General features: G+C 68.2%; 23 protein-coding genes. All 23 read right to left on the bottom strand.

Annotation, left to right across the window (positions count from 1 at the left end):
• Window positions 1–11: 11 nt before the first annotated feature.
• The 23 genes from HLAC_RS04240 to gatC all read right to left on the bottom strand — a co-directional run bounded on the left by HLAC_RS04240 (window position 12) and on the right by gatC (window position 20,507).
• Window positions 12–518, bottom strand: a complete 507-nt coding sequence (locus HLAC_RS04240) for a GIY-YIG nuclease family protein (protein ID WP_049933653.1) — start codon at window positions 516–518, stop codon at window positions 12–14.
• Between the two features lie 35 nt (window positions 519–553).
• Entirely contained in the window at window positions 554–988 is a 435-nt protein-coding gene (locus HLAC_RS04235; protein ID WP_015909605.1) for a thioredoxin domain-containing protein, read from the bottom strand.
• 93 nt (window positions 989–1,081) lie between these two features.
• The gene (locus HLAC_RS04230; RefSeq protein WP_015909604.1) at window positions 1,082–1,366 is read right to left on the bottom strand and encodes a DUF7545 family protein; all 285 of its coding nucleotides are present in this window, start codon (window positions 1,364–1,366) and stop codon (window positions 1,082–1,084) included.
• Between the two features lie 91 nt (window positions 1,367–1,457).
• On the bottom strand, window positions 1,458–2,516 hold the full coding sequence (locus HLAC_RS04225) for a metal ABC transporter permease (protein ID WP_015909603.1): 1,059 nt from the start codon (window positions 2,514–2,516) through the stop codon (window positions 1,458–1,460).
• Entirely contained in the window at window positions 2,516–3,256 is a 741-nt protein-coding gene (locus HLAC_RS04220; protein WP_015909602.1) for a metal ABC transporter ATP-binding protein, read from the bottom strand. Before HLAC_RS04220 ends, HLAC_RS04225 begins: the two co-directional genes overlap by 1 nt.
• Before the next feature lie 97 nt (window positions 3,257–3,353).
• Window positions 3,354–4,367 (bottom strand): metal ABC transporter substrate-binding protein, encoded by a 1,014-nt coding sequence (locus tag HLAC_RS04215; protein ID WP_015909601.1) that lies wholly within the window; start codon window positions 4,365–4,367, stop codon window positions 3,354–3,356.
• Between the two features lie 124 nt (window positions 4,368–4,491).
• Window positions 4,492–5,022 (bottom strand): YbaK/EbsC family protein, encoded by a 531-nt coding sequence (locus HLAC_RS04210; protein WP_015909600.1) that lies wholly within the window; start codon window positions 5,020–5,022, stop codon window positions 4,492–4,494.
• Between the two features lie 97 nt (window positions 5,023–5,119).
• The gene (locus HLAC_RS04205; RefSeq protein WP_015909599.1) at window positions 5,120–5,845 is read right to left on the bottom strand and encodes a ribosome assembly factor SBDS; all 726 of its coding nucleotides are present in this window, start codon (window positions 5,843–5,845) and stop codon (window positions 5,120–5,122) included.
• Window positions 5,846–5,928: 83 nt separating this feature from the next.
• A complete protein-coding gene (locus tag HLAC_RS04200; protein WP_015909598.1) occupies window positions 5,929–6,129 on the bottom strand; it encodes a DUF7576 family protein in 201 nt (66 codons plus the stop codon).
• Window positions 6,130–6,196: 67 nt separating this feature from the next.
• Window positions 6,197–7,645 carry a CRTAC1 family protein gene (locus tag HLAC_RS04195; RefSeq protein WP_015909597.1) on the bottom strand — a complete coding sequence of 483 codons (1,449 nt, stop codon included), beginning with the start codon at window positions 7,643–7,645 and terminating at the stop codon, window positions 6,197–6,199.
• 126 nt (window positions 7,646–7,771) lie between these two features.
• Window positions 7,772–9,559, bottom strand: coding sequence for a Na(+)/H(+) antiporter subunit D (locus HLAC_RS04190; protein WP_015909596.1), 1,788 nt, complete (start codon window positions 9,557–9,559; stop codon window positions 7,772–7,774).
• Window positions 9,556–11,652, bottom strand: a complete 2,097-nt coding sequence (locus HLAC_RS04185) for a cation:proton antiporter (protein WP_015909595.1) — start codon at window positions 11,650–11,652, stop codon at window positions 9,556–9,558. The genes HLAC_RS04190 and HLAC_RS04185 overlap by 4 nt, the downstream gene beginning before the upstream one ends.
• Entirely contained in the window at window positions 11,649–13,295 is a 1,647-nt protein-coding gene (locus tag HLAC_RS04180) for a proton-conducting transporter transmembrane domain-containing protein (protein ID WP_015909594.1), read from the bottom strand. The genes HLAC_RS04185 and HLAC_RS04180 overlap by 4 nt, the downstream gene beginning before the upstream one ends.
• A complete protein-coding gene (locus HLAC_RS04175; RefSeq protein ID WP_015909593.1) occupies window positions 13,288–13,782 on the bottom strand; it encodes a cation:proton antiporter subunit C in 495 nt (164 codons plus the stop codon). Before HLAC_RS04175 ends, HLAC_RS04180 begins: the two co-directional genes overlap by 8 nt.
• Window positions 13,779–14,474 (bottom strand): MnhB domain-containing protein, encoded by a 696-nt coding sequence (locus HLAC_RS04170; RefSeq protein WP_015909592.1) that lies wholly within the window; start codon window positions 14,472–14,474, stop codon window positions 13,779–13,781. Before HLAC_RS04170 ends, HLAC_RS04175 begins: the two co-directional genes overlap by 4 nt.
• Window positions 14,471–15,070: a DUF4040 domain-containing protein gene (locus HLAC_RS04165; protein ID WP_015909591.1), complete on the bottom strand. Its 600-nt coding sequence runs from the start codon at window positions 15,068–15,070 to the stop codon at window positions 14,471–14,473. Before HLAC_RS04165 ends, HLAC_RS04170 begins: the two co-directional genes overlap by 4 nt.
• Window positions 15,067–15,393, bottom strand: a complete 327-nt coding sequence (mnhG, locus tag HLAC_RS04160; protein ID WP_015909590.1) for a monovalent cation/H(+) antiporter subunit G — start codon at window positions 15,391–15,393, stop codon at window positions 15,067–15,069. The genes HLAC_RS04165 and mnhG overlap by 4 nt, the downstream gene beginning before the upstream one ends.
• Window positions 15,393–15,698 (bottom strand): cation:proton antiporter, encoded by a 306-nt coding sequence (locus HLAC_RS04155; protein ID WP_015909589.1) that lies wholly within the window; start codon window positions 15,696–15,698, stop codon window positions 15,393–15,395. Before HLAC_RS04155 ends, mnhG begins: the two co-directional genes overlap by 1 nt.
• Window positions 15,695–16,960: a monovalent cation/H+ antiporter subunit E gene (locus HLAC_RS04150; RefSeq protein ID WP_015909588.1), complete on the bottom strand. Its 1,266-nt coding sequence runs from the start codon at window positions 16,958–16,960 to the stop codon at window positions 15,695–15,697. Before HLAC_RS04150 ends, HLAC_RS04155 begins: the two co-directional genes overlap by 4 nt.
• Before the next feature lie 156 nt (window positions 16,961–17,116).
• Window positions 17,117–18,286 (bottom strand): bifunctional phosphopantothenoylcysteine decarboxylase/phosphopantothenate--cysteine ligase CoaBC, encoded by a 1,170-nt coding sequence (gene coaBC / locus HLAC_RS04145; RefSeq protein ID WP_015909587.1) that lies wholly within the window; start codon window positions 18,284–18,286, stop codon window positions 17,117–17,119.
• A 78-nt stretch (window positions 18,287–18,364) separates the two neighbouring features.
• Entirely contained in the window at window positions 18,365–18,871 is a 507-nt protein-coding gene (locus tag HLAC_RS04140) for a DUF5797 family protein (RefSeq protein ID WP_015909586.1), read from the bottom strand.
• On the bottom strand, window positions 18,868–20,172 hold the full coding sequence (gene gatA, locus HLAC_RS04135; RefSeq protein WP_015909585.1) for an Asp-tRNA(Asn)/Glu-tRNA(Gln) amidotransferase subunit GatA: 1,305 nt from the start codon (window positions 20,170–20,172) through the stop codon (window positions 18,868–18,870). Before gatA ends, HLAC_RS04140 begins: the two co-directional genes overlap by 4 nt.
• Entirely contained in the window at window positions 20,172–20,507 is a 336-nt protein-coding gene (gatC, locus tag HLAC_RS04130) for an Asp-tRNA(Asn)/Glu-tRNA(Gln) amidotransferase subunit GatC (RefSeq protein WP_015909584.1), read from the bottom strand. The genes gatA and gatC overlap by 1 nt, the downstream gene beginning before the upstream one ends.
• Between the last annotated feature and the right edge of the window lie 42 nt (window positions 20,508–20,549).

Below are 20,549 nucleotides of genomic sequence, written 5' to 3'. Positions count from 1 at the left end.
CCGTCCGCGGCTCACCGAGTCGCGCTCGCGTCGTCGATCCGCTCCGTGGATCCGGGAATCACATCGACGTGTCCGCCGGTTTCCTCGACCGCGACCTCGTGCGCCTCGCGGACCAGCGTGGCGAGGGCGGTGGCGCCGTCGGTGCCCGCGGCGAGGTGGCTCCCGCAGTCACAGTCGGACGCGCCGAAGCCGTCAACCGGGCTCGCTGGGAGTCGGTCGGCGACCGCACACTCCACGTCGGCGTCGACGCTCCGAACGACGCTGTCGATCCGGGCGTCGGGGTGGCCGAGCAGGTGGTCGACGTGCCAGTGGCGCACGTCGTGTTCGCCGCGGGCGGTCCGGCGGTGGCGGTCGACGCGGGAGAACCCCCCGGTGCCGAGCGCGCTGCCGGTATACGCGTAGATGCCGGGTTCGAATCGGCGGTCTCCGAGCGCACCGACCTCGATCGTCGCCGGGGCCGCGAGTTCGACGAGGAGGGTGTAGGTGCCGCCCGCGTCGCTCTCGGGATCGCCGTCGATCGCGTTGCTTCCGTCCCCCCCGTTTCTGCCCCCGCTTACGACAGCGCCTCCGGCCGGTCGCTCGCCGCGAGGCGGAGGCCGTCCACGAGGTCGCTCGCGGCGTCGGTCAGCCGGTAGGTCTCGTGCACGTCGTCGGGGTCGCGGCCGCGCCCCGACAGCGTCCCGACGACGCCGGCGATCCGGTCGTAGTTGTCGCGGACGAGCCCGCCGACGATTTCGGGGGTGCCGGCGCGCTCGGCCAGCTCCTCGGCCGCCGAGCGGCCGGCGTACACCCGTCCCTCGCCGGGGTCGACGAGCACCATCGCGAACGGGCGCGAGCCGAACTGCGCGTCGAGGAACGGCCCGACGGGATCGGCCTCCCACGGCACCGCCGCGACGCCCTCCAGCCGCCGGAGCGCGACGGCCGCCACCGAGCAGTACGGGCAGTCGCCGTCGAAGATCAGCACCGGCGCGTCCGGGTCGGTGTCCATGCCTTCGGGTACGCACTCCGGCGGCTTAAGCGACCGGCTGAGGGGGTTGCAGTATAAAAGAAATGTGTCGACCGATCGGACCGATCGGACCGATCAGTGCGAGTGACCGAGCGCGTCTTCGAGCGACTGGCCGAAGCGCTCCTCGAACAGCTCCGCGGCGGTGTCGTTCATCTCCGCGATGTCGTCCGGGACCTCGCCCTCGCTGTGGTGGGCGATCACGTGCGCCTGCTGGGCCATCGCCTGCACCACCACGTCGCTGACGACGCGGGTCGGCTGCTCGCCCTGCTGGCTGAGCACGTCGACGAGACCGGCGGGCAGTTCGAAAGACTCCTCGTCACCGTCGGGACCGGTGATCGTGTAGGTTTCTGTCTCTCCCATACCCGTGGATCGGGACCGGTACATAAGGGTCTGTGGAAAGCGGGCCCGATTATCTGGCAGTTCCTTCACGGGAGATCGGCGACCTCCTCCGTCACCCGTGCGCCGAGATCGCCTTCACCGAGAAGCCGGAGCCGACGATGCTCGCGAGGTAGATTGCGATCGCGGTGATGACGATCGACCCCCCGGAGGGAAGTCCGAAGCCGATCGAGACGGCGAAGCCGCCGATCACCGACAGCTGTCCGAAGATCACCGCGAGGTACATCGTCTCGCGGAAGCTCCGAGCGATCTGGGAGGCGGCCGCGACCGGAACGACGAGCATCGCGGCGACGAGGATGACGCCGAGCACCTGCATCGCGCCGACGACGACGACCGCGGTCAACACCACGAGCAGGGTGTTGTATCCGGTGACGTTCAGCTGAGCGACCCGCGCGGCCTGCTCGTCGAAGGTGATGAAGAGCAGCTGTTTGTACGTCAGCGCCACGCCAGCGACGACGATCAGGGAGAGCGCGCCCATCAGGCGCGCTCCCTCCGGCGTGACGACCGCGAGGTTCCCGAACAGGTATCCCTGAATGTTGACCCCGGTGAGTCCGTCACCGTAGCTGATGATCAGGGTTCCGACCGCGAAGCTCCCGCTGAGCATGATCGCGATCGGCACGTCCCCGTAGGCGTCAGTGCGCTCGGTAAGCCACTGGACTACAAGCGCGCCGAGGATCCCGACCGCGAGCGCGACGAGCAGCAGCGAACCGTTCCACCCGGTCGAAGACGTGACGAGGATGCCGATCGCGACGCCGGCGAATGCGGTGTGCGCGAGCGTCTCGCCGATCAGCGCCATCTCGCGGTGGACGAGGAAGGAACCGACCAGCGGAGCGACGACCCCGACGAGCACGCCGACCGCCATCGACTGCCACATGATCGGGTGCCGGAACACATTCGTGCCGAACGCGGCGTCCATCCCGCGTCCGAACGAGCGGAACGCGGCGTACAGTTCGCTCGCTACCGGGAGGTCCTGCGCCCAGTAGAGCAGAACGAATCCGAGCATGACGGCCGCGACGACGGCCGTGATCGCGATTCCGACGAGTTCGGCGGTTCGGCGGAGGCCACGGTCGGGGCGCGGGCGATTTTTCGTGTCGGCGGCTGATTCCCCGCTCATCAGTGGTGGTGGTGGACGACCTGTCCCGTGGTGCCGTACGCCTCCGCGAGGGCGTCGCTCTCGACGAACGACTCGGTGTCTCCGTGGTGGTACAGCTCGGTGTTGATACAGGCGATGCGGTTCGCGCGGTCGGTGACGACGCCGATGTCGTGTTCGATGAGGATGATGGTGATCCCCTCGTCGTTCAGCTCGTCGAGGAGGGCGTAGAAGGCGTCGCGCGACTCGGCGTCGACGCCGACGGTCGGCTCGTCGAGCGCGAGTAGATCTGCGTCGCTCGCCAAGGCACGCGCGATGTATGCTCGCTGTTTCTGGCCGCCGGACAGCTCCGAGACGAGTCGGTCGGCGAGTTCGCCGATGCCGACCGTCTCGATCGCGTCGGCGACAGCGGCACGGTCGGCCGCGGAGAGCCGCCCTCGGCCGGCGCGCGCGAACCGGCCCATGGTGACGCACTCGCGGACGGTGACCGGCATCGCGCCGCCCCGGCTCGTTGCCTTCTGGGAGACGTAGCCGATCCGACCGCCGTCGTCGAACTCGTCGACCGGGCGGCCGAACAGCTCAATGGATCCCTCGTCGGGCTCGTGGAGCCCGAGCATGAGGTGAAGCAGGGTGGTCTTCCCGGAGCCGTTCGGCCCGACGAGCCCGAGGAAATCACCCTCCTCGACCGTCAGAGAGACGTTGCTCACGGCGACCGTGTCGCCGTAGGAGAACGTCACGCCGTCGAGATCGACAATTACGGTCACTGCGTGTGTCCGATCTGGGTTGTCCGCACGTTTAGCTCTTTTAGTCCGTCGTCGCTGTCGTCGGAGCGGTCGCCCGACGAGTCGGTGACCGCACTGATCACTGCGCGTCGAATGCCCGCTCGAAGGCGGGGACGTTGATCTCGGTCATCTGTTCGAGATAGCCGTACCCGGCGTCGTTCCACTCACGGGTCGTCCCCCCGGCCGGCGTGACGGGGACCGCCTCGGTGGCATCGCTGTTCTCGACGATCGACTCGGCGAGCCTGGGCGACTCGAAGCGGTCGTACAACACCGCGTCGATCCCCTCCGTGTTCACGAGTTCGATCGTGTCGGCGATCTCGCTTTGCGTCGGCTCGTTTTGCGGCGAGACGCCGACCGGCGAGTGGAGCCGGAACCCGTAGCGCGCCTCTAGGTACTGAAAGGAGTTGTGGCCCGCCATGACCGCCACGCCGCGCTCGGCGTTCTCGGCGATTGACTCGAAGGCATCGTCGATCGCGTCGAGATCCTCGGCGTAGGCGGCGGCGTTGTCGGCGTAGTCGTCGGCGTTGTCCGGGTCCGCCTCGCCGAGCCCTGCCGCGATGGTGTCGACGACATCGGCGGCAAGCACCGGATCGACCCAGACATGGGGGTCGTACTGCCCTCTGTCGGGGCCGTCTTCGTCGTCGGGGCTGTCTTCGTCGTCGTGGGCGTCTTCCTCCTCTTCGTCGTGGCTATGGTCCCACTCAAGGAGGTCCTCTTCCAGCCCGGCGAGCCCGTCGATCACGGCGACCGTGTCGTAATCGTCCTCCAGCGTCGCGGCCAGATCCTGCGCCCACGAGAACTCCGAGCTGTCGAGGTAGACGAACGCGTCGGTGGAGGCGACGTCTACAGCGAGGTTCCCGTCCGGCGTCCAGCCGTGACCGAGCTGCCCCACGTCGACCGGGTCCTCGAAGCTCGCGTGGTCGCCCGCGACCTGATTCGCCCAGTCATTGAGGGTGAAGAAGGCGGCGTAGCCGGCGTCGAACCCACCGGATCCGCCGTTTGTGGTGCCGGAACAGCCGGCTAACGACGCCGCCGTTCCCGCGACCGCGAGACCGGCGCCGCGACGCAGCACCGACCGCCGTGAGTGAGTCATATCTATCGATACCGCTGATTAACAGAAAAATGTTGTTATTTCATAACCCCGAATTAATAAAATGGGCGTCGAGAGCGTCCCCGATTAACAACTCGGTGTCACCATTTGGGGCAGACGCTCTCATTTATTCGGTGAGATCGACGACCGTCGCCTCGGCGAGGTTGACGAGCGTCTCCGGATCAGTCTCGAACACCGCACTCGGCGTCCCCGCCGCGCCGTAGACCGTGTCGTATCCGGTAAGCGTCGGATCGAAAACGGTCGGGATCGAGGCGTCGTGACCGATCGGCGGCACGCCGCCGATGCTCCAGCCGACGACCTCGCGGATCCGCTCCGGGTCTGCCATCGCGGCTGAGGCTGCGCCGAACCGCTCCGCGACCGCGTCCAGATCGAGCCGGTTCGCGCCGCTCGTGATCGCCGCGACGAGCCGGTCCTCGTCGGCTCCGGCCTCTTCGTCGGCTCCGGCCTCTTCGTCGGCTCCGGCCTCCCCGCCCGAGAGCGACACCACGATGGTGGAGGCGATCGCCGCGGTGTCACATCCGACGGCGTCGGCGGCCGCGGCCGCCGTCTCCGTGCCGGCGTCGAACTCCAGCACGTCGAGGTCGACGCCGTGTCGCTCCCGCGCCCGCTCCGAGAACTCCGCCGCACGCTCGTGCATGACGAGAAAGAAGCCCGCGTCTGGGTATGAAGCTCCCGGCCGCGGCACGTATCGCGATCGGGCGAGACCGGTGGCCAAGCGCGGCGCTGTCGACGCCCTACCGCGTCCGTAGCTCGTCTTTGTCCTTGATCACGCGAGCGTCGCCCTCGCCGGACGTGACCTCGTTGACGAGATCGTACAGGTCGTTTTGAAGTCCGGCGGGGAAGGTGAGGACGCCCACCCACGATCCGTCGTTCTGCCACTCCTCGCGTTCCAGATCGCCGAATTCTCGGATCTGGGCCTGCCCGGATCCCGCGTAGTCGGCGGGGAGCTGGACCGCCATCGTCACTTCCTCGAAACGGATCGGTATCACCGGGCGGAGCGCCTCGAGCGCGTCGTCGACCTGATTCTCGACCGGCTCCATCGGATCGATCTGGAAACCCGCCTCCTCTAAGGCGCGCTCGATGCGTTCGGGCGGGTGCGGCGAGTCATCCATCTGCGGGTTCACCGCGTTGCGCGTGATGGTGGTGACAAGCTGATTGTGCTTGCGTTCCATCATTTCCTCGCGCTGCTCGGCGGTGATCTGGATCTCCCCGCGCTCGACGACCTCGGGAATGATCTCCAGCGGGTCGGTCGTGCCGAACACGGTCTCTAGGTCTTCTTCGGCCGGGCGATCGCCCCGCGAGGCGTTCTCGAACACGTCCTCGGCGGCGATCACGTCTTCCAGGTTGCCCTCGAACTCGCCCCGTTTCATCGCGAGCGCGGCGTCGGGGTCGATCAGCACCTCGAACCGTTCGCCGTGTGACTCCAATCGGGCCGTCACGGCCTCGTCGAGCGAAATCATACTGAACGGTACCACCCCCGTCGTGAAAAAGCCTCCCGCGACGCGCCGCAACCTCGACCATTCAGTCCGGTCTACCCCTCCGGTCAGCTCCCCGCCGAGGGCCGCTCGTCTGTCCACTCGGCTCGACAGGTCTGCGAGCAGAAGTGTCGATGCACCGCATCGTCGCCGTCGACCCACGTGACGGTTCGGCGACCAGTGCCCAGCGCTGGCTCGCTACAGGTCACACAGCGCGGTGCGGATTCCTCATCGATATCTTCCTCGAGGTCGGACGTCGGATCTACCATACCCGTCCGTACGCCTCCGGACACTTGAACCCGCGAAGGGCGGCAGTTCTGGCCGTGCGACTCAGTCTCACCGCCCGACGGAGTGGCCGCCATCTCCTTCGATTTCTCCTCCACCCCGTCGCCTCCCGGTCGGCGCTGCAGTCCGCGAGGGGTGTTCGACCGCGATCTCCTCGTTCGCCGTTGGGTCGGTCAGGGTCCGCTCGCGCCCGTCCGGCCACCGGATGTCGACGCGGACCGGGGTCGCTCCCCCGAGTCCGAAGTGCGCCACTGGTTCCGTCTGACAGAGGCAACCGCCGCCGGCGTCGACCGTGCGGCGCTGGACGCCCCCGGTCGTTTCGAGCCGGACCACCGCCCCCCTGGCGGGTGCCCCGTGGCGCGTGGTCGGTCTGACGCGGAGCCACCCGGCAGCCGCCGCAGTCGGGTCCTTGTACACCGAAATCGGTTGGGCTGCGACCTCGCCGTGGACGACGATCAGTTCGAGGATACCGTCCCCGTCGATGTCGGCCGCGACCGCGCCGGTCCCGAAGCCGTCCGGCTCGGCGGCCGGTCCGAGGTCGATGCGACGCCAGCACGGGTCGTCACCGCTCTCAGCGACGCGAGCGAAGAGCCGGTTTTGCTCTCCCGAGGCGTTGAAGAACAGCTCCTCGCGGCCGTCGTTGTCGAAGTCGGCGGCCACGACGGTCCGGACGCGCCCGGTGTCGCGGAGTGCGGGCGGTGCCGCGTCGACGAACCCGCCACCGGGGGCTCGGCGGAGGAGGCGGTTCGACCCGTCCTCGTTACCGACTACGAACGCGAACCGACCGCCCTCGTCGACGAGGGCGGCCCCCCGCGTGTCGCCGGCCGGGTCCGAGAGTGCCGCGCCGCTGTCGGCCCGGTCGTAGTGGCCGCCGTCGTTCCGAAACAGCCGGTTCGGCCCGCGCTCAACGCCCGCGAACAAATCGCCCTCGCCCGAACAGTGCGGGACCGCGAGCAGCGACCGACACCCCCCGTCGACCTCCAGCCCGACCGCGTCGGCCATGTCCGTGATCTCGCCGTCGTCGCCGACTTCGTAGAAGGCGAGGGGGGCAGCGTACCCGGAGACGGCGACGCCGTAGCGGCCGGTTCCGAGGCGGTCGAGCGCGGCGACCGACCGCCCGGCGCGCACGTCGAGCCGATCGGCGTTCACATCGAGTGCGAACAGGTCGGTCCAGCGGTACCGTTCAGATTCGAGCCGGCTTAAAAGGAGGTCCGGGTCGCCGCCGCCGTCGACGCCCTTGGTACAGTTGTGGACGTACACTTCCTCGCAGCCGTCAGCGTCGAGGTCGGCCGCGCACACGCCCATCCCGTGTCGGGTTCCGTCGGCGACGATGCCGCAAGCCGTGTCGACGAAGCGGTCGCCGTCGCGGGCGTATAGCCGATTGGGCTCCCCGTAGCCCGCGACGAACACGAGCGGGCCCTCCCGGCCGGGCGTCACCGCGACGCCGTAGCCCCGAACCGGGTCGTCGTCCGCGACGAGGTCGGACCGCTCCGTGAACATGGCCGTCCGTCACCGCTCGGGGAATAAGAACTCACGGGTCCGATCGAAGCCACCTTTATAAATGCGTTCGCTACCGAACGCGGTCGGCGACGAGAGGTCGTCGATCACTTATAAACTCGTGCCGCGCTAGCCGAGCACGAACACGAACAGCGCGACTCCCGCGGCGAGCGTCAGGAAGAGGACGCTCCGGCCGATACCGGTTCGGATCTCGACGTCGACGCCCGCGCGCCCGAGCGCCTCCCGCGGGTGCATCGCGGTCCACTCGACGGCCGCGATCGCGTTCATCACCGCGCGGTCGACGGCGGCCCACAGTTCGGTGACGCCCCAGACCGACCCGCGAGCGAGGTAGAACGCGGCGGGGTACGTCACGGCGTCGACGTCGCGCATGTGGTGGGCGAGCCAGCCGAGCGGGCGCTTCAGCGCGAAGAAGCCGACGAAGCCGGCCACGAGCAGCGCGGCGCTCTCGGTCAGGTGGCTCGTGCTGTAGGGATGCAGTTCCGGCGCGACCTCGGCCGTGAACGGCATCAGCTCGACGAGGTAGCCGTAGGTGAACGGCGTGCCGAAGAAGACGCACGCGCCGCCCGCCAGCACCATCCCGACGGTCTGGAACCGCGTTGCGTCCTTCGGTGACAGCGTCGCCGACCCGTGGAAGAACATGTAGTAGCCGAGCTTGATGAACGACATGAACGTCCCCACGCCGCCGAGGATGAGTAGCCACCAGAGTAGCCCCTCGCCGAACAGCAGCTCGAAGTTGTGGATCTCGTGGGCGGAGTCGATCACCATCCCCTTCGAGATGAATCCGTTAAAGCCCGGAACGGCCGTAATCGACGCCGCACCGACGAGGTACACGAGGAAGGTGACCGGCATCACCCGCCAGAGCCCGCCCATGTCCCTGATGTCCTCGACGCCGGTCCGGTAGATCACGACGCCGACCGCCATGAACAGGAGGCTCTTGTAGAGAACGTTGTTGAACAGGTGCGCGAACCCGCCGGTGACGGCGAAGTCACCGACGGCCGTCGCGAGTCCGAGCCCCGCCAGCATGTAGCCGACCTGCGCCTGAATGTGGTACGATAGCAGGCGACGCGGGTCGTACTGCAGCAGCGCGAAGAACGCGCCGTAGACCGCCATGAACCCGCCGAGGTACGCGAGCCACATGCCGCCCTCGGGGAACGCGCGGTACATCACGTACACCGCGGTCTTCGTCGTGAACACCGAGAGGAACACCGACGCCGCGACGTGCGGGCGCGGGTAGGTGTCCGGCAGCCACGTGTGCAGGAAGATAAACCCGCAGTTGACGCCGATCCCGATCGCCGCGAGCAGCGTCGCGGAGGCGTGGATCCCGGTTGTCGACGAGAACAAGAAGATCTCGCCGGCCGGCACGCTCCCGAGCATCGATGCGCCGTGGACGACGACCGCCCCGAGCAGGAACGTCCCGCCGATCCCGTGGAACAGGGCGTAGCGGTAGCCGGCCCGCACTGCTTTCCCGCCGTACTGCCACACCAGTAGCGTCGAGGTGACGGCCATCAGCTCCCAGAAGAAGATCAGCGTGAGCCAGTCGCCGGCGTAGATCGTCCCGACCGTCGATGAGACGTAGATCAGCGCGAACGCGGTCACCCACTTCGGTGCCTCGGTGCCGTACGCGTACAGCACCGCCGCCGTCGCGAGGAAGCCGACGACGACCCCCATCAGCAACGAGAACTGATCGACGTTGAACAGGATCACGTCGAAGCCGAACAGCTGCGTCGCGACGTACGCGCCCGTGCCGCCGTCGCCGAGCAGCACCGCCTGCGCGAACGTGAACGCCGTCGCCAGCGCGGCCGCCGCGTGACCGGCGCGGCGCGGGAGGCCGAGGACGAGGAACGCCGCCGCCGCGAGTACGACGTACGGCGGAAGTGAGGTGAGGATCGGGTTCACGGACGCATCACCTCCTCAGGGAGCCGCGTATCGACGATGAGTTCGATCAGCTCCAAGAAGCCCATCTCGTAGGGAATCACGCCGAGCAGCACCGCGAGGCTCATCGCGGTGAGGATGGGCGCGAGCGTGAACCACGTCGACTCGCGCCCGAGGAGGACGTCGAGCCCGTCGATATGCGTCCAACCGCCGGCCGGCGGACCGCCCGCGTGGCCGTGGTCGTGGTCCGCGTGGTCGTCGTGGCCCGTGTCGTGGTCGCCGTGGTCCGTCTGGTCGTCGGCTTCGTCGGCACTGTTGGCGTCGCCGCGCCCAACACCGAAGGGCACGTCGGCGTCGGAGGGGCGCGAGTCGACCGCGTAATCCCCGGTGTCAACGCGGTCGGCCGGCTCCGAGAAGTCCCGGTCGCTCGTGTCGAAGTTCGGGCGGACGACCCCGTCCTCGTCGGTCGGAAGGTCGTCCATCTCCGCGTCGGGGATGTCGGAGTCGTCCGGCACCTCGACATCGTCGCTGACGGAGTCCGCATCTTCGGCGTCGACCGCCGAGTCGCCCTCGGCGCTCTCGACGACCTCGTCGATGTCGATGTCGGTGGCGGCGGTATCGTCGCTATCGCCGTCATCGCCGTCGGCATCCTCCGGCCGACCACCATCGGTCGCCGGCAGCGTCGACCGCGACTCACCGCCCATCCGGAAGTCGACGAGCGGCTTCGCGTCGTGGGCGTCCTCCGCCTCGAAGAAGGCGGTATAGATCACGGGCCAGAAGTACGCGATGTTGAGGACGCCCGAGAGCAGCAGCGCCCCGACGAGGTAGTAGGCGACCGGGGTCAGCTGGGCGCCCATCCGGATCCCGCCGATCAGCATGTAGTACTTACTGACGAAGCCGGCGAGCAGCGGGATCCCCGCCATCCCGAGCGAGGCGACGGTAAAGGCCCCCATCGTCAGGGGCATCCGCTTGCCGATCCCCGCCATCTCCGAGATGTAGTCGGTGTGCGTCGAGACGTGGAGGTTCCCCGCACAGAAGAACAGGGTGAGCTTCATGAACGCGTGCGCCGGGATGTGCAACAGCGCGCCGACGAGCCCGTACCAGCCGAACAGGCCGAGCCCGAGGATGATGTAGCTCAGCTGGCTCACCGTCGAGTAGGCAAGTCGCTGTTTCAGGTGGTCCTTCCGCAGGGCGATGATGGAGGCCGCGGTCAGCGTGATCGCCCCGATAGTCGAGAGGACGAGCCCGGCCGAGAAGCCGAAGGGGAGCGAGAGGTCGAAGACGAGTTCCGGCCCGAACACGTCGAGGACGACCCGCGAGACGCCGAATGCGCCGGACTTGACGACCGCGACCGCGTGGAGCAGCCCGGAGACGGGCGTCGGCGCCACCATCGCCTCGGGGAGCCACTGGTGGAGCGGCATGATGCCGGCCTTCACGCCGAACCCGATTGCTAAGAGGAAGAAGGCGAGCATCGCGAGTCCGGGATCTGCGTTGGCGAGTTCCTCGATGCCGCCGGCCGTGAACGAGACGTTACCGGCGATCAGGTAGACGAGGGCCGTCCCCGCGAGCACGAGCACGCCGCCGCCGAACATCGTGTACGCGAGGTACTTCCGGCCGGCCGCGCGGGCCTCGTCGGTCTCGTCGTGGGCGACGAGCGGGTACGTCGCGATCGAGAGGAGCTCGTAGAAGACGAAGATCGTCACGAGGTTGCCCGCGAACGCGATCCCCATCGTCGCCGATAGCGACACCGCGAACGCGGCGAAGTACCGGGTCTGGTTCACCTCGTCGTTGCCGCGCATGTAGCCGATGCTGTAAAACGAGGTGACGATCCACAGCCCGCTCGCGAGGAACGCGAACAGCATCCCGAGCGCGTCGGCGCGCAGGACGAACTCGATGCCGCCGGGCAGGAACGCGCCGAGCGACCACTCGAAGACGGCTCCGTCGAGGACGGCCGGCAGCATCGAGGCGACGATCGCGAACTTCGCGACCGCCGCGACGATCGTCCACCCCTCGCGGACGTTCGGGGAACGGTACGACGCGACGATGAAGAACGCCGCGACGAACGAGACGAGAACCGCCAGTAGGGGACGTAGATCGGTGATTGGAGCTTCTATCATGCGAACACCTCCGTGAGGTACGGATCGAACCACTCGAACAGCGCGTAGCCGGCGAAGCCGAGCGCGATTGTCGTCAGCGCCGCAAGGATCAGGATCGCGAGCGATGCCGAGGGCACGCGGTCCGGAACGAACCGTGACCGCGACGCCCCCTCGACGGGTGTGAGGGGGCTGTCGCCGTCGCTGGTCGCCGATTCGTGACCACCGTCGGCCGCGACGCCGTCATTGGGGCCGGCGCTGTGAGCGTCGTCGTGATCGTCGTCGCCGTGGTCGTCACCGTGTTCCTCGCCGTGACCGTCAGAGAGTCCGACGCCGGCGAAGTAGAACCGCTCGATCACTCGCGCGACGTACGACAGGGTGAACAGCGTGCTGACGAAGATCACGACCGCGATCCCGATCCCCGCGGGGTCACCCCCACCCATGCTCGACTCGACCGCACCGACGCCGATGTACCACTTCCCGAGGAAGCCGATCGAGGGCGGAATCCCGACAAGCCCAAGCCCGAGCACGGCGATCGCTCCGGTCGTGTACGGTGCAGAGCGGGCCGCGCTCGCGAGGTCGTCGAGCTCTCGGGTACCGTAGCCGAGCGCCAGCAGGCCGACCCCGAGGAACAGTCCGAACTTCAGCAGCCCGTGGCCGATGAGGTGGACGATCCCACCGAGCAGCGCGGTCTCGTTCGCGAGCGCGACCGCGGCGACGATCATCCCGAACTGGGCGACAGAAGAGTACGCGAACATCCGCTTGAGGTCGGACTGCATCGCCGCGAGCGCGGAGCCCGCGAGGATCGACGCGCCGGCGACGATCAGCATGACCGTCGTGATCGCGTCGTTGGCCGCGAGGAAGTCGACCGTGAAGACGGTGTACGACACCCGGATCAGCGCGTACGCGCTCGCGGTCGACACGAGGGCCGCGACGATCGTCGTCACGGCGTCCGGTGCGCGCTGGTAGGCGTCCGGCTGCCACGCGTGGATCGGGAACACGGCAATTTTCAGCCCGAGTCCCGCGATGATCAGCGCGTAACTCGCCCGGATCAGCGGGTCGGCGTAGCTCGCCTGTTCGACGATCTGTACCTGCATGTCGAGCATGTTCAGCGTCCCCGTCGCGAGGAAGGCGTAGCCGACGCCCAGCAGGTACAACGAGGCGCCGACCGTTCCCACCACGAGGTACTTCAGCGAGGCGTACGCGCTCGCACCGGACCGGTCGGCCGCGATGAGCGCGTACGTCGAGATCCCGACGATCTCCAAGAAGACGAACATGTTGAACAGGTCGCCCGTGAGCACGAGCCCGGTGAGCCCGCCGACCAAGAGCAGGTACCCGCTGTAAAACGAGTTGCCGCGTGGGCCGGCCACGCGCGCGAACACGAGTGTCGCCAGCGAGACGGCAGCGACCAAGGCGAGCACCGCGACCGACAGCTCGTCGGCCACCAGCTCGATTCCGATCGGCGGCTGGTACGTTCCGAGCGCGTGCGAGAGCGCTCCGTCGCGGGCCACCTCGATACCGATCGCAGCCGCGAGCACGGCGAGGGCGGTCGTCGCGACCGCTGCCACCGACCAGCCGATATCGTCGTACTTCAGCCCGAGTGCGATCGGGAGCGTCGCCGCGACGAGCGGGAGGGCGATGGCGACCGGGAGAAGCACGTCACTCATCAGTCTCACCCCCGTCGACCCCGCCGACCGCCGGCCGCTCCGGAAGCGACCCCTCGTCGCGCAGTAGCTCCCGAAGCACGTCGGTGCGGAGCGTTCCGTACTCGTCGTAGATACGGATACAGAGCGCGAGCCCCACCGCAGTGAGGCTCACGCCGACGACGATGGCGGTGAGCACGATCACGTGCGGGAGCGGGCTGACGAACGTCTGCGTCTCGGCCGCACCCTCGGGAATGATCGGGATTGCGCCGCCCTCGACGTACGCCGAGGTGATGAACAGCAGGAATATCGCCGTCTGGAACAGGTTGAGACCGATTATCTTCTTCACGAGGTGAGGGTTGGCGATCATCATGTAGAGCCCGATACACAGCAGCAGCGCGAACGCGACGTACGAGTGTCTCGTCGTCAACACGTCGAGCGCCGAGACGGCCGTGGTCCCGGACGCGAGTGCGGAGGCAACCCCGGCCGTGGTGTCGAGAGCACCCGTCATCGGTCACCTCCGGCGTCGGCCGCCTCCTCTTCGAGGGAACCGCCCTCGTCGTTCGGCCCGTCTTCCCTGAACGAGCTGTTTCCGAACCCGTCTTCGGCGGAGTCGAACCCTCTCGCGAGCAGGAAGAACAGCCCCATGAGCACGCCGGCCACGATGGGAGCGATCCCGACGACCTCCACGGCCTCCATCCCGTACTTGACGGGGTCGAGGATCGGGATCGGAAGGAGGTCGTACTGAAGGAACGCCCCGCCGAGCGCGACCGGGACGAGCCCGATGGCGGCGAACGCGAGCGCGCCGCCGACCGCGAGCGCGACGACGACGGTGTTCGCGAGCCAGTCGCGCGTCGACTCGATGCCGAACGCGAACGCGATCATAAACACCACGGCGGCCATGATCGCGCCGCCCTGGAACCCGCCGCCCGGGGAGCCGCTCCCGTGGAAGGTGATAAAGAGCCCGTAGGTGAACGCGAACGGTGCGACCACCTTCACGGTCGGCATGATCACCTGGCTCTCGGTGTAGGGTACCCCCTGTCGCTCCTCGGAGTCGAGTCGTCCCGACCGGGGGGCGGCACGGTGCGGCGGGACGTCGGGCTCCGCGTCGTTCTGGTCGGCTGTCGAGGCGTCTGAGGTGGCGTCTGAAGGGCCGTCGGTGGCTGTGTCGGTCATGTCGGTGTCGTCGACGCGGTCGCTCATGCGAACACCTCTCGGTGGAGCACGATCAGCGCCGCGATCCCGCCGGCGAAGACGACGATCGCCTCGCCGAAGGTGTCGAATCCACGGAACGCCGCCAGCACGGCCATCACGGTATTCTCGACGTGGGTCTGCGCGTACGTCTCCGTGAGGTACCACTGCGTCACGTCCGGGTTCGACCAGATCGGCGCGTCCGGCGAACCGATCGCCGGGATATCGCCCATGGTGAGCAGCAGGCCGGCGAACAGGAACCCGGCGGCGCCCGCGGCGGGGAGGTTCACCGACTCGAAGACCGCATCGTGGTCGATCCGGGTCGTCTTCGCGAGCGTCAACAGCAGGAGGACGGTCGTCACGCCGGCGGAGATCGCGGCCTCCGTCAGCGCCACGTCGGGCGCGCGATAGAACGTGTACAGCGCGGCCATCCCGAGGCTGTACGCCCCGAAGACGATGACCGCCGCGAGCACGTCGCGGGCGAGCGCGGTCGCGAGCGCCGTGAACACGACGAACGCGAGCAGGCTCGCCTCGATCGCGGTGACCTGCGCGACGACCGGGGAGGCGATTGCGACCGAGTCGGCCGTGAGAGGGAGCACGCCCGTCATCGGCGCTCATCCCCCTCGGTCCACGGCACGGTCCCCTCCTCGAAGGCGGCACGGGCGATCGCGTGGGCCGCCGTCGGATTCGTCACGAAGATGAAGAAGAGGAGGAGCACGCTCTTGACCCCGGCGGCCTCCCAGCCGATCGCGAGCGCGACCGCGGCCAGCCCGAAGCCGGCGCCGAGCGTGTCCGCCTGCGAGGCGGTGTGCGCCCGCGAGTACACGTCCGGGAGCCGGAGGACGCCCGTCATCGAGACGAACGAGAAGAACAGCCCGAGCAGCGCGAAGGCGACGATGAGACCCATGCGAGCGGTTTCGAGCGTCTCCATCACAGCACACCACCCCGCTCGACGGTGAACTTCGAGATGGCGATGGCCATCAGGAAGTTCAACAGCGCGTACACTAAGGCGATGTCGAGGAACGTCGGCTCCGAGAGCGCGGCGCTCAGGATGGCGAGGATGACGACGGTGTTCGTCCCGAGGACGTTCACCGCGAGCACCCGGTCTTGCATCGTCGGGCCCTTCACGGCCCGGTAGAGCATCCCGATCGCGAGCACGGTGAATCCCGCGGCCGCGAGAAGCAGGAAGTCCGCAAGGGTGTAGCCGGCGACGAGCGCAGAGTCGACAACGCTCATTCGTCGGTTACCTCCGTCTCCTCTCGGTCCTCGTCGTCCGGTTCGGCTGGCGAGCCGTTGCCGGTATCAGGATCCGCCCCGCCGTCAGCGGCGGCGATCGGCATCTCCTCGGTCGCGTCCGGCCCTTGTAAGATCGCGCAGTCGTCGCGCTCGCGGGGCGTCGGGAGCCGCGCAGACGCCCGCCCGTAGTAGACGAATCGCGTCCAGCGCTCGAGAGAGCCGTCGAAGAGTCCGTCACGGGCCGACGGGATCAGTGAGTGGACGTACAGGTCGCTGTCGCGGGCGCGAACCGTCAGCGTCCCCGGCGTCAGCGTGATCGAGTTCGCGAGCGTCATCAGCGGGAGCCCGCTGCCGACGATCACGCGCATCCGGTTCATCGTCGGCTCGATCGGGAGCCGCGGGTCGAGTATCACTCGGGCGACCTCGATGTTCGCCTTCACGATCTCGAAGAGGAGGACGGGGACGTAGATCACGCCGCGGAGCAGTCGCATCGGCGTCCGCGGAATACCGGGTTCGACGTCGATACTGACCCGCGAGAGGGTAACCGAGACGATCGCCGCGGTCGCGATACCGGTCACCCAGTCGAACCAGTAGAGGGGATCGCCGAGAATCAAGTAGAAGGCCAGCGAGAATCCGAACATCGCGGCGAACCGCTTTCCGGTGGCCTCAGTCCGGAGCCGCTCGCCTCGGGTCGGCCGCGTGACTGGCGCCGTCTCGACGGTCAGTGAACTGTTCGACAGCGCGAACTCCAGCGGCTGGAGTAGGGTGGTGTTACTGACGGGCGTGTACTCCGGATCGAGAAGCACTCTGTCGGCGTCGTTGGCCTCCGCGTAGGCGGCGAGCACCCGGACGTAGTCGTCGGGTCCGAACAGGTACTCGTCGGCGCCGATGAGCTCCGTCACGACCGTCACTAGGGGTCGTTCCCCGTCGACATCGTCGAGGTCGGAGGTAGCCCACGCCTCGGCGCGTTCGAGGACGCGCTCCGCGGCCGCCGCTCGATCGTCGGCGCCGGGGTCGCCGTTGCGCCACGACGCAATCTCCACGAGGTGGATCGTCGAGAAGCCCTCGTCGATCGCTGCCTCGACCGCGTGCGCGATCGTCGCTCGGAGGGTCGGCGTGGGTTCGACGGGAATGACGATCCCTCCAGCCGGTGCGGACGGTGACTCGTGTTCCGGTTCGTCGCCCGCTTCGACGGGGTCACCCGCTTCGCCACCGGCGGCCTCGCTGTCGGCGGTGTCGCTACCGGCGTCGGTGTCAGCCACCCACCACACCTCCGACGGAACCGAGTTTCGCCGTCTCTATGCACATGAGTATCTCTGTCCCAATCGTTTCTCTACCGCCTCAAAACAGTTTGTATCCACGACGGCTTCGGGGCGAACGAGGGGAGGAGCGGCTGTCGACGCGGATCGATTCGGCCGCTACGCCGACCACCCGAGTTCGACGGCCAGCCTGTCTGCGATCTGCCCGGCAACGGTATCCTTCGAGCCGACGGCCTCCGTCGGTTCGGTCCCTTCGTCGCCGACGAGGAGGACGCGGGTCTCGTCGTCCCCCATCACGCTCGCGTCGTTGGCGACGACGAACACGAGTCCAACTCGGTCGCGGATCCGCTCCGCCTCCGCGACCATCGCCGCGTCGTCGCCGGAGGTCTCGGCTTTGAACCCAACGATCGGGAGGTCCGGGTACGCCTCTCGCACCGAGTCGATCAGCTTCGGCGTCGGCTCCAGATCGACCGAGAGCGGGGATCCGGATCGGATCTTCTCGTCGACCGCGTCGGCGGTAAAATCGGAGATGGCCGCCGCGGAGATCAGCGCGTCCGCGGTGGCCGCGGTCCGGCGACACGCCTCCATCATCTCCGCCGCGGTCTCGACCGCGACCACGTCGGCGTAGGGGACCTCCGAACCGTCCTGTACCAGCGTCACGGTCGCGCCCCGGACGTACAGCGCCCGAGCGACCGCCCGCCCCGTCTTCCCCGACGCCCGGTTCGTCAAGATCCGAATTGGGTCGATCCGCTCTTTCGTCGCACCCGCGGTGACGACGACGTGCGTCCCCGAGAGCGACTGCGGCGTGGTTGCGCGGGCGACCTTCGTCACGATGTCCTCTTCGGCGGCGATCTTCGCCTTTCCCTCCTCGATGCGAGGATCCGCGAACGTCACGCCCCACGCCTCCAGCCGATCGAGCGCCTCCAGCACGCCCGGGTGGTCGTACATCGGCTCGTGCATCGCCGGCGCCATCACGACCGGCAGATCCGCGCCGAGTGCGGTCGTCGCGCAAGTCGTGACCGGGGTATCGTCGACTGCAGCCGCGACCTTCCCGGCGGTGTTCGCGGTCGCGGGCGCGAGCAGGAGCACGTCGGCCCACCCCTCTCGGCCGCACAGCTCGACGTGTTCCACGTCGCCGGTGATCTCGGTGACGACGGGCTCGTCGGTCGCGAAGTCGACCGCCCACGGGTGGACGATGTTCGTCGCCGCCGGAGACATGACGGCGCGCACGCTCGCACCATGGCGGCGTAGCTCGTGAGCGAGTTCGACGACCTTCACCGCCGCGATGCTCCCCGAGACACCGAGCGCGACGTTGACCCCCTGTAGCATTACCGAGACGGTTCCGGCCCCGGCGGCTTATAAGGTACCGTTGCGGAACGCTCTCCCGACCGATGCGCAGGTAGCGCGCTACTCGGCGATTTCGACGGTGATCTCGTCGCGCTCGACGGCCAGCCTGAACGTCGGCACGGTCCGGTAGACGACCTCGACGACGTTCTTCCGTTCGAGGCTCCGGAGCGCGCGCCGCACCTCGTCGACGTCGGGGTCGAGATCGAACGCCTCGCGGACCGCGTTGAGCACGGCCACGACCGACTGCGAGCGCTCGTCGGGACCCGCCACGACCTCAAACACCCGCGCCTCCAGCTCGGGGACGCGGATCGTCTCCGGCGCGGCGCCCTTCGCGACGGCGTCGGCCTCGATCCCGGGCTCGACGTCGACGAGGTCGTTCGCCTCGGCGGTCGATCGGATCAGGCTGTCGTCGTCGCGGTAGTAGTACTCCTTGAGGTGGTTTTCCAGGTACTGGTGGACCTCGCTGCCGCTGTCGAGTCCCCACGCGTCCTGTAGCTCGCCGTTCTTCGTCGGCTGGAGGCGGACGATGTCGGCGAGCCGGCTCAGCTCCTCGTCAGTCAGACTCATCTGTCCTCGACCGCGCTCGCCGCGCGAATCACCGTCTCCTCGTCGAATTTCGGGCCGACCAGTTGGAGCCCGACGGGAAGCCCGTCGGCCTCGCCGGCGGGCACCGAAATCGCGGGGAGATTCGCGAGGTTCACCGGCGTCGTGTTCGCGTCCGCGAGGTACATCCGGAGGGGGTCGTCGAGGCTCTCGCCGAGCTCGAAGGGGAGCACCGGCATCGTCGGCGACGCGATCACGTCCACGTCCGCGAACGCGTCTTCGAAGTCCTGACGGACCCACGCACGAGCATCCTGCGCCTTCTGGTAGTACTTGTCATGGTACCCCGCCGAGAGCGCGTACGTGCCCAGCAGGATCCGACGTTTGACCTCCGCGCCGAACCCCTCCTCGCGCGTCTCCGCGAACGACTCGTTCCAGTTGCCGTCCGACTCGGCGCGGTTCCCGTATCGCACGCCGTCGAAGCGCGCGAGGTTCGAGGAGGCCTCCGCCATCGCGATGACGTAGTACGCCTGCACCGCGTGCTCGACCGAGGGCAGCGAGATTTCGGTCGTTTCGGCGCCCTGCGCCTCAAGGTCCGCGATCGCGGCCTCGACCGTCTCGACCACGCGCTCGTCGGCCCCGTCGAACAGCTCGGTCGGGATCCCGACGGTGAGCCCGTCGACGTCGCCGTCGGCGGCCGCGGCGTAGTTCGGGTCGGGATTCGCACCCTCAACCTCGCTCAAGTCGCGAGTGGTCCCGTCGTGCGGGTCCGCTCCAGCGATGACGTCAAGGGCGGCGGCCGCCTCCTCGACGGTGCCCGCGATCGGTCCGATCTGTTCGAGGGAGTTTGCGTACGCGACGAGCCCGTACCGCGAGACGAGCCCGTAGGTGGGCTTGATCCCGACGACGCCGCAGAACGCGGCCGGACAGCGCACCGACCCGCCCGTGTCGGAGCCGAGGGCCACGTCGGCCTCGCCCGCGGCGACCGCCGCCGCCGACCCGCCCGAGGAGCCGCCGGGGACGCGCTCCGGGTCGGCAGGGTTCTTCGTGGGGCCGAACGCGGAGGTCTCGGTGGTCGTTCCCATCCCGAACTCGTCCATGTTCGTCTTGCCGACGACCGTCGCGCCCGCGTCGGTCAGCCGGTCGACGACAGTCGCGGAGTACGGCGGGACGTAGTCGGCGAGCATCTCGGAGCCGCAGGTCGTCCGGATCCCCTCTGTGGAGATGTTATCCTTGACCGCGACCGTCGCTCCAGCGAGGGGGCCGTCGGCGTCGTCGTCGCCCTCGATTGTTTCCTCCGTGATGAAGGCGTTGTAGTCGGCCGCCATCACGACACCTTCGGCCCCACGAAGAAGCCGTCTTCCGTCTCCTCGGCGTTCGACAGTGCTTCTTCTTGCGTGAGCCCCTCTTTGACCTCGTCGGGGCGCATCACGTTGACGAGTTCCTCCTCGCGGTCGGTCTCTGGCACCTCGTCGAGCGCCTCGAAGTAGTCGAGAATGTCGCCGAACTGGTCGGCGAACGCCTCGACCTCGTCGTCGTCGAGCCGCACGCGGGCCAGATCCGCGACGTGTCGGACCTTCTCGGCGTCGACGGCGGCCGCGGCGTCGTCGCCCCCGTCGGGCGCCTCCCCCGCGTCATCCGCCGACTCGGACGTATCGCTCATACGCTGAGGTGTTCCGGATCGGGAGTAAGGGTTTCGGAAGGT

It is taken from the genome of Halorubrum lacusprofundi ATCC 49239 (assembly GCF_000022205.1).
GTDB classification, from domain to species: Archaea; Halobacteriota; Halobacteria; order Halobacteriales; family Haloferacaceae; genus Halorubrum; species Halorubrum lacusprofundi.
This window is presented reverse-complemented; position numbering and strand designations above follow the sequence as displayed.

Coding starts and splice junctions, on each gene's coding strand:
- HLAC_RS04140 (WP_015909586.1), bottom strand. CDS start 18,871: ATGAGTCTGACTGACGAGGAGCTGAGCCGGCTCGCCGACATCGTCCGC.
- HLAC_RS04170 (WP_015909592.1), bottom strand. CDS start 14,474: ATGAGCGACCGCGTCGACGACACCGACATGACCGACACAGCCACCGAC.
- HLAC_RS04155 (WP_015909589.1), bottom strand. CDS start 15,698: ATGAGCGTTGTCGACTCTGCGCTCGTCGCCGGCTACACCCTTGCGGAC.
- coaBC (WP_015909587.1), bottom strand. CDS start 18,286: ATGCTACAGGGGGTCAACGTCGCGCTCGGTGTCTCGGGGAGCATCGCG.
- HLAC_RS04215 (WP_015909601.1), bottom strand. CDS start 4,367: ATGACTCACTCACGGCGGTCGGTGCTGCGTCGCGGCGCCGGTCTCGCG.
- HLAC_RS04165 (WP_015909591.1), bottom strand. CDS start 15,070: ATGACGGGCGTGCTCCCTCTCACGGCCGACTCGGTCGCAATCGCCTCC.
- HLAC_RS04195 (WP_015909597.1), bottom strand. CDS start 7,645: ATGTTCACGGAGCGGTCCGACCTCGTCGCGGACGACGACCCGGTTCGG.
- HLAC_RS04205 (WP_015909599.1), bottom strand. CDS start 5,845: ATGATTTCGCTCGACGAGGCCGTGACGGCCCGATTGGAGTCACACGGC.
- HLAC_RS04185 (WP_015909595.1), bottom strand. CDS start 11,652: ATGATAGAAGCTCCAATCACCGATCTACGTCCCCTACTGGCGGTTCTC.
- HLAC_RS04175 (WP_015909593.1), bottom strand. CDS start 13,782: ATGACGGGTGCTCTCGACACCACGGCCGGGGTTGCCTCCGCACTCGCG.
- HLAC_RS04210 (WP_015909600.1), bottom strand. CDS start 5,022: ATGCACGAGCGTGCGGCGGAGTTCTCGGAGCGGGCGCGGGAGCGACAC.
- gatA (WP_015909585.1), bottom strand. CDS start 20,172: ATGGCGGCCGACTACAACGCCTTCATCACGGAGGAAACAATCGAGGGC.
- HLAC_RS04200 (WP_015909598.1), bottom strand. CDS start 6,129: ATGGTAGATCCGACGTCCGACCTCGAGGAAGATATCGATGAGGAATCC.
- HLAC_RS04225 (WP_015909603.1), bottom strand. CDS start 2,516: ATGAGCGGGGAATCAGCCGCCGACACGAAAAATCGCCCGCGCCCCGAC.
- HLAC_RS04235 (WP_015909605.1), bottom strand. CDS start 988: ATGGACACCGACCCGGACGCGCCGGTGCTGATCTTCGACGGCGACTGC.
- HLAC_RS04230 (WP_015909604.1), bottom strand. CDS start 1,366: ATGGGAGAGACAGAAACCTACACGATCACCGGTCCCGACGGTGACGAG.
- HLAC_RS04180 (WP_015909594.1), bottom strand. CDS start 13,295: ATGAGTGACGTGCTTCTCCCGGTCGCCATCGCCCTCCCGCTCGTCGCG.
- mnhG (WP_015909590.1), bottom strand. CDS start 15,393: ATGGAGACGCTCGAAACCGCTCGCATGGGTCTCATCGTCGCCTTCGCG.
- gatC (WP_015909584.1), bottom strand. CDS start 20,507: ATGAGCGATACGTCCGAGTCGGCGGATGACGCGGGGGAGGCGCCCGAC.